General features: G+C 44.3%; 11 protein-coding genes. 7 read left to right on the plus strand and 4 right to left on the minus strand.

Annotation, left to right across the window (positions count from 1 at the left end):
- Positions 1-10: 10 nt before the first annotated feature.
- Both ACHLI0_RS20035 and ACHLI0_RS20040 read right to left on the minus strand, forming a co-directional pair.
- On the minus strand, positions 11-586 hold the full coding sequence (locus tag ACHLI0_RS20035; protein ID WP_315864405.1) for a DUF3575 domain-containing protein: 576 nt from the start codon (positions 584-586) through the stop codon (positions 11-13).
- A 487-nt stretch (positions 587-1,073) separates the two neighbouring features.
- Positions 1,074-2,285, minus strand: coding sequence for a site-specific integrase (locus ACHLI0_RS20040; RefSeq protein WP_490749910.1), 1,212 nt, complete (start codon positions 2,283-2,285; stop codon positions 1,074-1,076).
- A 679-nt stretch (positions 2,286-2,964) separates the two neighbouring features.
- Here ACHLI0_RS20040 and rpsA point away from each other — a divergent pair.
- The 5 genes from rpsA (at position 2,965) to ACHLI0_RS20065 (ending at position 7,284) form a co-directional block, all read left to right on the plus strand.
- The gene (rpsA, locus tag ACHLI0_RS20045) at positions 2,965-4,764 is read left to right on the plus strand and encodes a 30S ribosomal protein S1 (RefSeq protein WP_008764512.1); all 1,800 of its coding nucleotides are present in this window, start codon (positions 2,965-2,967) and stop codon (positions 4,762-4,764) included.
- 104 nt (positions 4,765-4,868) lie between these two features.
- Positions 4,869-5,819: a ribonuclease Z gene (locus ACHLI0_RS20050; protein WP_032840516.1), complete on the plus strand. Its 951-nt coding sequence runs from the start codon at positions 4,869-4,871 to the stop codon at positions 5,817-5,819.
- Positions 5,806-6,357, plus strand: a complete 552-nt coding sequence (locus ACHLI0_RS20055; protein ID WP_008760019.1) for an RNA polymerase sigma factor — start codon at positions 5,806-5,808, stop codon at positions 6,355-6,357. The genes ACHLI0_RS20050 and ACHLI0_RS20055 overlap by 14 nt, the downstream gene beginning before the upstream one ends.
- Positions 6,358-6,404: 47 nt before the next feature.
- On the plus strand, positions 6,405-6,791 hold the full coding sequence (locus ACHLI0_RS20060) for a hypothetical protein (RefSeq protein ID WP_008764514.1): 387 nt from the start codon (positions 6,405-6,407) through the stop codon (positions 6,789-6,791).
- Between the two features lie 25 nt (positions 6,792-6,816).
- The gene (locus tag ACHLI0_RS20065; RefSeq protein ID WP_008760021.1) at positions 6,817-7,284 is read left to right on the plus strand and encodes a hypothetical protein; all 468 of its coding nucleotides are present in this window, start codon (positions 6,817-6,819) and stop codon (positions 7,282-7,284) included.
- 193 nt (positions 7,285-7,477) lie between these two features.
- On the opposite strand, the gene mazG is transcribed toward ACHLI0_RS20065, so the two are convergent.
- On the minus strand, positions 7,478-8,266 hold the full coding sequence (gene mazG, locus ACHLI0_RS20070) for a nucleoside triphosphate pyrophosphohydrolase (RefSeq protein WP_008760022.1): 789 nt from the start codon (positions 8,264-8,266) through the stop codon (positions 7,478-7,480).
- A gap of 104 nt (positions 8,267-8,370) precedes the next feature.
- Positions 8,371-9,438 carry a DUF3810 domain-containing protein gene (locus ACHLI0_RS20075; RefSeq protein ID WP_490749911.1) on the minus strand — a complete coding sequence of 356 codons (1,068 nt, stop codon included), beginning with the start codon at positions 9,436-9,438 and terminating at the stop codon, positions 8,371-8,373.
- 91 nt (positions 9,439-9,529) lie between these two features.
- On the opposite strand from ACHLI0_RS20075, the gene ACHLI0_RS20080 reads away from it, so the two are divergent.
- Both ACHLI0_RS20080 and ACHLI0_RS20085 read left to right on the plus strand, forming a co-directional pair.
- A complete protein-coding gene (locus tag ACHLI0_RS20080; protein WP_008764517.1) occupies positions 9,530-10,168 on the plus strand; it encodes a hypothetical protein in 639 nt (212 codons plus the stop codon).
- 64 nt (positions 10,169-10,232) lie between these two features.
- Positions 10,233-12,872: a valine--tRNA ligase gene (locus tag ACHLI0_RS20085; protein ID WP_234120060.1), complete on the plus strand. Its 2,640-nt coding sequence runs from the start codon at positions 10,233-10,235 to the stop codon at positions 12,870-12,872.
- Positions 12,873-12,931: the final 59 nt, after the last annotated feature.

A 12,931-nucleotide genomic window follows, 5' to 3' on the forward strand; every position in this document is an offset into this window, starting at 1 on the left:
TTCCGTTTTATTATTTAATAATGTATATGAGGGATACGGCTGCTTTGGTGGGACCGAGGTAGTGTTTGTCATAGCTGCCCTTGTGATCACCGCAGGTGGCACACTCGTATTTGTCGTAGTTGGTGTAGATGTAGCCCAAACCGATGGATGCTTCTATATTCAGACGTTTGCCTATTATCCATGAATAGCCGTATGAGATTCCTACACCGGTGCCCCATCCTTGGTAGCGGTGCTCTTTGGTAGACTTGCTCATAAAGGGGATGCGAACACCACCTATGTTGTAGTAGGCATATCCGCTGTGTAGCCCGAAGAAGTGGCCGTTGAAACGTTCGCACAGCCAGTAGCGGAACTCGGGCATCACCAGCCAATGCTTAATTTTCTTGTTAGCGTCTTTGTTGAATGTCCAAGGATTGTAGCCGCCCATGAGTTCAAGAGTGGTTTGCTTGCCTAAACCCAATTCAAGTCCAAGGTTGGGCGTGGAGGTTGCCCAATACAGCAGATTAGTTTTCGTTGCGATCTCTTGCGCTTTAGCGGTGCTTGCCCCTCCCCATAAGAAGAGAAAAATACCTAGGATTAATTTTTTCATATTTTCATCTTATCGTTATATTATTTACCATTGGCAGAATCGGTATGCCATTATTATATCATGGGGATATAACCCGGTGTTATGTTTTTTATTTTTACTTCCGAACAAAAATATCTATGGTACTTCTCTGTATAAGAGATGTATTATAACTAAAAATAATACATAATCATCTGTAATACAGTATTATATAGAATTGTGTTTTCCCGTTTTTGTACTGTTTTTGTTGATCAAATCTGTTTCTGAAGAAAAAAACAACTAAATTTTCTATTCTTTTTTATTGCTTTTTTTCATACTTATCACTAATTTTGCATTTATAAATACTTCTCTTATACAGAAAAAGACAGAAATTTTCAACAATTCTGGATGTATGTACATCTTCCTTTTGCCTACTGTATATGTCTTTTTTATGTTTTGATAATGTCTGCTATTTCTTCTCCCAAGAGAAAGCTGTATTTGTTTGACGATATTCCTTATCAGGGTTCACGTTTTACAAGGATTTTAGGACAAGGCTGTTGGCCTTATCTACTACGGAAGAGTCTAGTGAAGCCAGATAAATACGGGTGGTTTTCTCCGAATCGTGTCCCATCGCCTCACTGATGGTGGCAATGGGAATATTCTTGTTCTTGGCTATGTTGGCCCATCCATGCCTTGCGACGTATGTTGTTAACGGTATTTCTAGCCCTAACTGCTTTCCGATTTTTTTCAGTTTACCGTTTGTAAGATGTTCCGCGTTTTTGTATTGCCGTCTTGGGTCTTTCATCATATCATTGATGATAGGTAGCAGGTAGGGTGTTTTTGTAGTGTCGTACTTGTCGATAATTTCCTGCATGGGCTTTTCCCACTTGATGAATAGTTGTTGTCTGGTCTTTTGCCGTCGATATGACAAAATACCGTTTTTCAGGTCGGATTTCTTTAGGAAGGCCATGTCAATGAATGACATGCCACGGGTATAGAACGAAAACATGAAAATGTCTCTAGCCAAATCCATGACCGGATTTAACGTTAGATCCAGATCTCTTATTTGACGGATGACCTCTGCTGGTACAGCTCGTTTCACGGTTTTGTCTATTCCGGTATACACATGTTTGAACGGATTTCGTTGTACGACGAGTCCTTTTTCTACCGCCCGGTTATAGATGGCCCGTAATCCACGCATATAAAAAGAACTGCTGTTGGGACATATACCACTGGATTTCAAAAAGGTCTCGTATTCTAACATTAAGCTGGAATCCACATGGTCGAGGGGGATGTCATCGCGTTTGGTCATGAAACGCTTGAAGCTGTTTAGGATAGTCGTGTATCTTTCAGTAGTACGTTCCCGACCTGCCTGTTTCAGCTCTGTGATTAAGTCTCTGGTGAAAGAGATGAATCCTCCGGTCCCTGACGGTGAACGATAGAGTTTCATTACATCGTCAGTCATGTAATTTCTGCCTGCACGGTCAAGTCTTGTAACGATATCTTTTAAAATAACGATATCCTCGGCTATCTTGTATTTCAATGTTGTCAGATAAGACCGGCGGCTTGTCGAACATCCAGGGGGGAAGGTTACTTCTGAATGAAGCCCGTCCCATTCCTGCGGATAAAGTTTGTAGCCAGTGGTGACCTGTCTTGTCACCCGTCTGTGAATAACCTGATAAACCAGCGTACCCTCCCTCATTCCCACGGAAGAAGCACGGAACTTAATTTTTACTGTCGTCATACTTACATTATATTATATATTATAGTAACATTAGTTCGTGATAATCGAACTCGTCACCGAACATCTCTATGCTCTTGTCGAGAATGAAAAGTCGGTGGTTTTCTCTGTTGTAACAGAGAGTAAACGGCGTTGTTTTTAGGACGATAACACAAGTAATCGATTTTCGGTGTTGTTTTGGCTGGCGTAACCAGTGCGCGTTGTGTTATAGCAATGGTTGGCAAAGCCAGATTATTTTTTGGGGGATGGTCGTATACCAGAATATTAATGAGATATGTTCGGGTAAAGATCACTTTTGTTTCGAAACGGAGTACTATTACTTCCACTATAACAAGGGTGATGCTGGGAAGTCGGGTTAGACTGTTATTTCTACCCGAATGTTTTTGAAGGGCTCGGATGTCCTCTTTTCAAGCAAAAGTTGAAAGATGACCGATACTTTGTTTTATAGCATCGCGAAATGAATAAGTGGCAGATAAGCAAATAGCACTCTGATTTTGTCCAATGTTGCGTTTGTGCTGAAAGTCGTATAATATTAGTTTTGCAATATTACAAAAAATACGGATATCACCATCTTTTCTTTGGGTATTCTTTTGTCGGTCAAGAAAATATTCCTACCTTTGCGCCCGATTTATAGATAATATAATGTCTTATTCAATTAAAGTATTAAACAATTTATTTATTAATGGAAAACTTAAAGAACGTAGCTCCTATTGAAGACTTCAACTGGGATGCTTATGAAAACGGCGAAGCTGTAACAAGCGCAAGCCACGAAGAACTAGAAAAAGCTTACGACGGTACGCTTAACAAAGTGAACGACCGTGAGGTTGTTGACGGAACCGTAATCGCAATGAACAAGCGTGAAGTAGTTGTGAACATCGGTTACAAATCAGACGGTATCATTCCTTTGAATGAGTTCCGTTACAATCCGGACCTGAAGGTAGGTGATACTGTAGAAGTATACATCGAAAACCAGGAAGACAAAAAAGGACAACTCGTTCTGTCACACAGAAAAGCCCGCGCTACTCGTTCTTGGGATCGCGTTAACGCTGCTCTGGAAAATGAAGAAATTATCAAGGGATTCATCAAGTGCCGCACAAAGGGTGGTATGATCGTAGACGTATTCGGAATCGAAGCATTCTTGCCGGGTTCTCAGATCGACGTTAAACCGATCCGTGACTATGATGTATTCGTTGGCAAAACAATGGAATTCAAAGTGGTTAAGATCAACCAGGAATTCAAAAACGTTGTTGTATCTCACAAGGCTCTTATCGAAGCTGAACTGGAACAACAGAAGAAAGAAATTATCGGCAAGCTCGAAAAAGGACAGGTTCTTGAAGGAACTGTTAAGAATATCACCTCTTACGGTGTGTTCATCGACTTGGGTGGCGTAGACGGTTTGATCCACATCACAGACCTTTCTTGGGGCCGCGTTAGCGATCCGAAAGAAGTGGTTGAACTGGATCAGAAGCTCAACGTTGTTATCCTTGACTTCGATGACGAAAAGAAACGTATCGCTCTTGGCTTGAAGCAACTGACTCCGCACCCATGGGATGCTCTTGACACTGACTTGAAGGTAGGTGACAAGGTGAAAGGTAAAGTGGTTGTGATGGCTGACTACGGTGCATTCATCGAAATCGCTACAGGCGTAGAAGGTCTGATCCACGTATCAGAAATGTCTTGGAGCCAGCACCTGCGTTCTGCTCAGGACTTCATGAAGGTGGGCGACGAAGTAGAAGCTGTAGTTCTGACTTTGGACCGCGAAGAACGTAAGATGTCTTTGGGTATCAAACAACTGAAACAAGATCCATGGGAAACTATCGAAGAGAAGTATCCTGTAGGTTCTAAGCATACTGCAAAAGTACGTAACTTCACTAACTTCGGTGTATTCGTAGAAATCGAAGAAGGTGTTGACGGCTTGATCCACATCTCTGACCTTTCTTGGACTAAGAAAGTAAAACACCCGTCAGAATTTACTCAGATTGGTGCTGACATCGAAGTTCAGGTATTGGAAATCGACAAAGAAAACCGTCGTTTGAGCCTTGGTCACAAGCAACTCGAAGAAAATCCTTGGGATGTATTCGAAACAGTATTCACTGTAGGTTCTGTACACGAAGGTACTATCATCGAAATGTTGGATAAGGGTGCTGTTGTAGCTCTTCCTTATGGTGTAGAAGGTTTCGCAACTCCGAAACACCTTGTAAAAGAAGACGGTTCACAAGCTCAGTTGGATGAGAAACTTGAATTCAAAGTGATCGAGTTCAACAAGGACGCTAAGAGAATCATCCTGTCTCACAGCCGTATCTTCGAAGATGTAGCTAAGGCTGAAGAAAGAGCAGAGAAGAAAGCTGCTTCCGGTGCTAAGAAGTCTTCTAACAACAAGAGAGAAGATGCTCCGATGATCCAGAACCAGGCTGCTTCAACTACGCTGGGCGACATCGACGCTTTGGCTGCTTTGAAAGAACAGTTGGAAGGAAAGAAATAATCGTTATTTCTATATAATGGAAAAGCGCTCCGGTTATCGGGGCGCTTTTTTTGTTTTGCCATGATAGCGCAAATACCAAAAAACTTGTGTACATTTGTGCCGCTATGGAGAAATTCGAACTACATATACTTGGATGCGGTTCTGCTTTGCCCACCACTCGCCATTTTGCGACATCGCAGGTTGTGAACTTGCGTGAAAAGCTTTTTATGATTGACTGTGGGGAAGGAGCGCAGATGCAGTTGCGTCGTTCCCGCTTGAAGTTTTCCCGCTTGAATCATATCTTTATTTCCCATCTTCATGGCGATCATTGCTTTGGACTGTTAGGACTGATTTCTACCTTCGGTCTGTTGGGACGAACGGCAGACTTGCATATCCATTCACCCAAAGGACTGGAAGAACTGTTTGCTCCCTTGCTTTCTTTCTTTTGCAAAACGCTGGCCTATAAAGTCTTTTTCCATGAATTTGAGACGAAGGAGCCAACGCTGATCTATGACGACCGCTCGGTGGCTGTGACCACCATTCCTTTGAGACACCGTATTCCTTGCTGCGGTTTTCTTTTTGAAGAAAAGCAGCGTCCCAATCATATCATCAGAGATATGGTGGATTTCTATAAAGTACCCGTCTACGAACTGAACCGGATCAAGAACGGAGCGGATTTTGTAACTCCCGAAGGAGAAGTCATTCCGAATCATCGGCTGACCCGTCCTTCTGCCCCTGCACGAAAATATGCTTATTGCTCCGACACGATCTACCGACCTGAGATCGTGGAGCAGATAAAGGGGATAGACCTCCTTTTCCACGAAGCTACCTTTGCTCAGACCGAACAGGTGCGGGCAAGGGAAACTCATCATACAACTGCTGCACAGGCCGCACAGATTGCTTTGAATGCTGAAGTGAAACAATTAGTCATCGGACATTTTTCCGCCCGCTATGAGGACGAGTCTGTATTGTTGAATGAAGCAGCGGCTATCTTCCCCCAAACGGTTTTGGCAAGAGAGAATATGTGCATAACCATAAATAACTATACAGATACGAGAGACTATGACCCCTTATAACGAACGTGAGGTTCTGAAACTCCTTCAGGAGGAGAGTACACAGCGGAAAGGATTTGAGTTGATTGTGGCGCAATACAGCGAGCAGTTATACTGGCAGATCCGCCGGATGGTACTGTCGCATGAAGATGCGAACGACCTTCTGCAAAACACCTTCATCAAGGCATGGACAAATATTGACTATTTCCGTGCCGAGGCGAAGCTGTCTACGTGGCTCTACCGTATTGCGCTGAATGAATGTCTTACTTTTCTGAACAGGCAGCGTGCTACAACGACGGTAGCTATCGACGATCCCGAAGCGGCGATTGTGCAGAAACTGGAGAGTGATCCCTACTATTCGGGCGATCAGGTGCAGATGCTATTGCAGAAAGCATTGCTCACCTTGCCCGAAAAACAACGAATGGTGTTCAACCTGAAGTATTATCAGGAAATGAAGTACGAAGAGATGTCAGAAATCTTTGGAACTTCAGTCGGAGCGCTGAAAGCCTCCTATCACCATGCGGTAAAGAAAATAGAGAAGTTTTTGGAAGAAGTAGATTAAACCTTTTAAAGCAGACATCGTCTAATCAAAAGAGAGGAGAAAAACGTATGAAAGAAGAAGATACCCTATTGAAGAAAATCGGAAAGGAGCATTCCTTCAAAGTGCCCGACGGTTACTTTGAAAATCTGACTTCAGAGGTGATGAACAAACTTCCTGAAAAAGAGAAAGTTGCTTTCAAGGAAGAGCATGTTTCGACATGGACGAGATTGAAACCATTATTCTATATGGCGGCTATGTTTGTAGGAGCTGCCCTGATTATCCGGGTAGCGTCATCAGACCATAAACCGGTGGCAGATGATATAGCGGTGACAGTAACGGCTATGGAAGCGGATACGGAACAGGTATCCGATGAGATGATTGATGTTGCGTTAGACCGTGCGATGTTGGATGATTATTCGTTATACGTCTATCTGAGTGACGCGAGTGTAGAATGATTTATTAAACAGATTGAATAAGAAAATGAAGAAACTAATCGCTTTAGTCGTTTTGTTATGTGGCTTTATGCCTGTTCTTTGGGCTGCCGATGGATGTGACCAGCATTTGTCCCGTGAGGAATTCCGGAATAAACAGAAAGCGTTCATTATTGAGCAGGCCGGATTAACCAAAGAAGAGGCTGCCAAATTCTTCCCGGTTTATTTTGAACTGCAGGAGAAGAAGAAGAAACTGAACGATGAATCGTGGAGTTTAATGCGTCAAGGTAAAGACGACAAAACAACAGAAGCCCAGTACGAAGAAATTGTAGCAAAGGTATGTGACAACCGTATCGCTGCCGACCGTCTTGATAAGTCTTATCTGGACCGGTTTAAAAAGATACTTTCCAACAAGAAGATATTCCTTGTTCAACGTGCGGAGATGCGTTTCCATCGGGAAATGCTGAAAGGCATGAACCGCAAGGACGGAGGAAATGATCCGAAAAGGAAGAAATAAAACGGAGGCTCTGTTGGGATGAAACAGACGCTCTGTCAGAGTAAATCAGAGGCTCTATCCGCATAGGATAGAGCCTCTGATTTTTGTTTCCGGATGTATCTTTGTTGCTTTACTAAAAGAGTAGAACATTGGAAGTGGGAATAACAGAGTTTGGACAGGTATTATATCCATTCCATAAGGAAGTCGAATGGTGTTACAGTCCTTTTCTCTTAGCTTCGTTCCAAATAGCGTCCATCTCCTCAAGGGACATATCTTTGAGGTTTTTCCCTTCTTTAATCGTATGTTCCTCCAGGTAGTTGAAACGGCGGATGAACTTTTGATTGGTTAGTTCCAAAGCATTGTCCGGATTGATTTTGTAGAGGCGTGCCGCATTGATGAGGCTGAACATGACGTCACCGAATTCGGCTTCTGCTTTCTCTTTGTCCATATTGGCTACCTCTGCCTGAAATTCTCCGATTTCTTCTTTTACCTTATCCCATACCTGTTCCCGTTCTTCCCAGTCGAAGCCTACATTGCGGGCTTTGTCCTGAATGCGGTAAGCTTTGATGAGTGAAGGGAGTGCAGCGGGAACACCGCTTAATACACTCTTGTTTCCGTCTTTCTCTTTCAGTTTCAGCTGTTCCCAGTTTTCGGATACCTGTCCGGCAGTCTCAGCTTTTACTTCTCCGAATACGTGAGGATGGCGGAAAATCAGTTTGTCGCACAACTTGTCGCAGACATCTTTGATGTCGAAGTCTCCTGTCTCCGAACCGATCTTTGCATAGAATGCTACGTGCAGCAGCACATCTCCCAACTCCTTGCAAATATCTTTTTTGTCATCCCTCATCAAGGCATCACAAAGCTCGTAAGTCTCTTCTATAGTGTTGGGGCGCAGACTTTCGTTCGTCTGCTTGCGGTCCCACGGACATTTGACCCGAAGCTCGTCGAGGATGTCCAGAAAGCGGCCGAAGGCTTCCATCTGTTCTTCTCTTGTATGTATCATTCCTTTGATTTTTTTATAAATAATGTTGCAAAGATAATGCTTCCTTGTCTTTTATAGCCTTAATCGGTACGAAAACAGAAGCAAGGACGCTAATAAAAGTCTTTTTATTGGTCTGACGTGTTTTTCGCTTTCCATACTTGATACGAAATCAACAGCCCGATCACTTCCGAATAGTTTTTTCTTCCGCTTTCTATTTTGTTTCCTTTTAGATAAAGGTCGTATATCCAGTCCTGAACATCACCGATCAAAGGACTGTATTTAGCCATCCAGTATTCCTGATTCTTTTTCGCCAGTTCTATAATCTCCGGTCGGATACGGTTGATTATATCGGCGTATTCTTTTTCACTCAGCAGGCGTCGGGCATTCCCCAGTACATGATTCAGAATCGAGAAATACCCGCTGAAACGGATTCCTTTTATTTGTGAACGGGTACAAACCTGATAGGCATAGAAATTGGCCTCTGCCTCGCTTGAAATTCCCAGCAGATGAGCCAGTTCGTGAGTGTACGTTGCCGGATAGTTGATGGGGAGCAAGTCTCCGTTTAAGGTGAATTCGCAGAAGAAAGGCCCCATGCTTCCCGTCACTCCGACCATTGATATGAATGGGGTGAAAACCATCGTCTTTACCCGTGGATTGGGAAATGGCGGGCGGTGCACTCCCAGGCTGTCGCTTAATTGATTGTAAAGTTTGACAGCTTCGTCACGTACCTGTTCCTCATGGATTCCTTTTACGGGAACAAACGAACTGTTCAGTGAGTCGATATAGTCATCCACAAACTCTTGAAAAATCTCCGGTGTGTAAGCTGTATAAGGAATATGCGTACGCTGGTAAAAGTTTGGTTGCGAATAGTTTAATCCCCAGGCGAGGTAGAACCATATGTAAACCCATAACAGATATTCTCCGTCACGCAGCAGAATCCTTTTCCACGGCAGTTTCTTGCGGATACGGGCATAAAAAGGATAAACGATGACTCCCGTGATACTCCCGAAAATAAATAGATCCCCTATGGCAAAAGGGAATAAGTTGGAGAAGAATGATAAAACGCGGGAGATGACAGGATAAACGGTTTGTGAATACAGGTTTCCCAAAGCAGGAATCGACTGTGTCATCCATACCAGAAGCAGCAGTACTCCCAGGAGTATATATCTAATTATCAGTTTCCGTTTCATCATCCGTTCAGATTTTAGTCAACAAAAATATGCATTAAATAAACGTCACGCGAAAAAATACCTCTATATTTGCAAAAAAACTGTTAAATGAAAGATGGCTACCGTAGAAGAAATTGAAAAGTATTGCCGGAATTGCGTGTCACGTGATTTCGTGAATGGGAAAGGGCTTGTTTGCAAACGTACCAGAGAGCTTCCTGACTTTGACGAAGAATGCGAAAACTTCGAGAAGGATGAAGAACTGTTGAAGATGGCTCCTCCCAAGCCCGATGACTTTCCGGTGTCAATGACGGAAGAAGAACTTCTCGCCGAAGAAAATCTTCCCAAAGGAGTGCTGTATGCATCCGTCGCGTGTATCTTGGGGGCGGTGGCATGGAGTCTTATCTCCGTATCTACAGGTCTTCAGATGGGATATATGGCTATCGGAGTCGGATTTCTGGTCGGTTTCGCCATGCGGCAGGGGAAGGGGATACGTCCCGTCTTCGGTCTTCTTGGGGCAGCACTGGCATTGATCAGTTGTGTGCTGGGTGATTTCCTATCCATCATCGGTTTCGCTGCCAAGGATTATGATATGACGTTTTTCGAAGTGCTGGCAGGAGTCGATTATGGCGAAATCTTTTCTGTCATGGTGAAGAATGTGGTGTCGATGTCCGCCTTATTTTATGGAATTGCTGTTTATGAGGGATATAAATTATCTTTCCGGGCACAGAAACATCCTGTGGGTGGTAAGATTTGAATTAAAATTATTAATTTTGCAGCCGTTATTTTTTGAATATACATTATCATATACATAAAGAAACATGGAATTAGCAAGTAAGTACAATCCCGCTGACGTGGAGGGAAAGTGGTACCAGTATTGGCTGGAACACCGTTTATTCAGTTCGAAACCCGATGGTCGTGAACCTTACACCATCGTCATTCCGCCCCCGAACGTCACCGGTGTGTTGCACATGGGACACATGCTTAATAATACCATTCAGGATATTTTGGTTCGTCGTGCCCGTATGGAAGGTAAGAATGCCTGCTGGGTGCCGGGAACTGACCACGCTTCCATCGCTACCGAAGCAAAAGTTGTAAACAAACTCGCAGCCCAGGGCATCAAGAAGACAGACCTGACCCGTGATGAGTTCCTGAAACATGCCTGGGACTGGACAGAAGAGCACGGAGGCATTATCCTGAAGCAGCTCCGCAAACTGGGTGCATCCTGTGACTGGGACCGCACCGCCTTCACTATGGACGAGGAACGCAGCGAAAGCGTATTGAAAGTATTTGTAGACCTGTACAACAAAGGATTGATTTACCGTGGTGTCCGCATGGTAAACTGGGACCCGAAAGCGTTGACTGCCCTTTCCGACGAAGAAGTGATCTACAAGGAAGAGCACGGAAAACTGTTCTATCTCCGCTATAAAGTGGAAGGTGATCCGGAAGGCCGCTATGCAGTAGTAGCAACGACCCGCCCCGAAACAATCATGGGCGATACGGCAATGTGCATCAACCCCAACGACCCCAAGAACGCATGGCTGAAAGGAAAGAAAGTCATCGTTCCGTTGGTAAACCGTGTTATCCCTGTCATCGAGGACGATTATGTGGACATTGAGTTCGGTACCGGTTGTCTGAAAGTAACTCCGGCCCACGACGTAAATGACTATATGTTGGGTGAAAAGTATAATCTGCCCAGTATCGACATTTTCAACGATAACGGAACATTGAGTGAAGCTGCCGGATTGTATATCGGTATGGATCGTTTCGACGTCCGCAAGCAGATTGAGAAAGACCTCGATGCTGCCGGATTGCTCGAAAAGACAGAAGCCTACACAAATAAAGTAGGTTACTCGGAACGTACCAATGTAGTGATCGAACCGAAATTGTCTATGCAGTGGTTCCTCAAAATGCAGCATTTTGCCGATATGGCATTGCCTCCGGTAATGAACGATGAATTGAAATTCTATCCTGCCAAATATAAGAATACATACCGCCACTGGATGGAGAACATCAAAGACTGGTGTATCAGCCGTCAGTTGTGGTGGGGACATCGTATTCCTGCTTACTTCCTGCCGGAAGGTGGCTATGTGGTAGCCGCTACTCCCGAAGAAGCGCTGGCAAAAGCTAAAGAGAAAACAGGAAACGCTGCTTTGACGATGGATGACCTTCGTCAGGACGAAGACTGTCTGGATACTTGGTTCTCTTCCTGGTTGTGGCCTATCTCCCTGTTTGACGGAATCAATCATCCGGGTAACGAGGAAATCAGCTATTACTATCCCACCAGCGACCTGGTGACCGGACCGGATATCATCTTCTTCTGGGTGGCACGTATGATCATGGCGGGCTACGAATATGAAGGAAAGATGCCGTTCAAGAACGTTTACTTTACAGGAATCGTTCGTGACAAGCTGGGACGTAAGATGTCCAAGTCACTCGGCAACTCACCCGACCCGTTGGAACTGATCGACAAATATGGTGCCGACGGTGTCCGTATGGGAATGATGCTGGCAGCTCCCGCCGGAAACGATATTCTTTTCGACGACGCGCTTTGCGAACAGGGACGTAACTTCTGCAGCAAGATATGGAATGCCTTCCGTCTGATCAAGGGTTGGACGATTGACGATAATATTCAGGCTCCGGATGCCGCTAAACTGGCTGTCCACTGGTTTGAATCCAAACAGAACGAAGTAGCTGCCGAAGTAGCGGACTTGTTCAGCAAATACCGTCTGAGCGAAGCATTGATGGCTGTTTATAAATTATTCTGGGATGAATTCTCTTCCTGGTATCTGGAAATGATTAAACCGGCTTACGGACAGGGAATTGACCGTACCACTTATAGCGCTACTCTCTGCTTCCTCGATAACCTGTTGCATCTGCTTCATCCGTTTATGCCGTTCATCACAGAAGAATTGTGGCAACAGATGTACGAACGTAATGCGGAAGAAGGAGAAAGTCTGATGGTAAGTGCATTGAGCATGGATACTTATGTAGACACCGCATTCGTTGCACAGTTTGAAGTTGTCAAGGGAGTTATCAGCAATATCCGCAGCATCCGTCTGCAAAAGAACATAGCTCAGAAAGAACCGCTTGACTTGCAGGTGCTGGGCGAAAATCCGGTTGCAGAGTTCAATGCGGTGATTCAGAAGATGTGTAACCTTTCTTCCATTACAGTGGTAGAGAGCAAGGCGGAAGGCGCTTCTTCCTTCATGGTAGGAACTACCGAATACGCTGTGCCACTAGGCAATATGATTGATGTAGAAGCCGAAATCGCCCGTATGGAAGCTGAACTGAAACATAAGGAAGGATTCCTGCAAGGTGTATTGAAGAAACTCAGCAATGAGAAATTTGTCAATAACGCCCCCGCAGCCGTTCTCGAAATGGAACGTAAGAAGCAGGCCGATGCGGAAAGTATCATCAGCTCTTTGAAAGAGAGCATCGCAGCTTTAAAAAAGGCATAATGAACTGATACATAAAAATATGTAATAGAGAGGCATCCCGATAGATTTGGGATGCCTTT

This window comes from Bacteroides sp. RCH18, assembly GCF_058231005.1.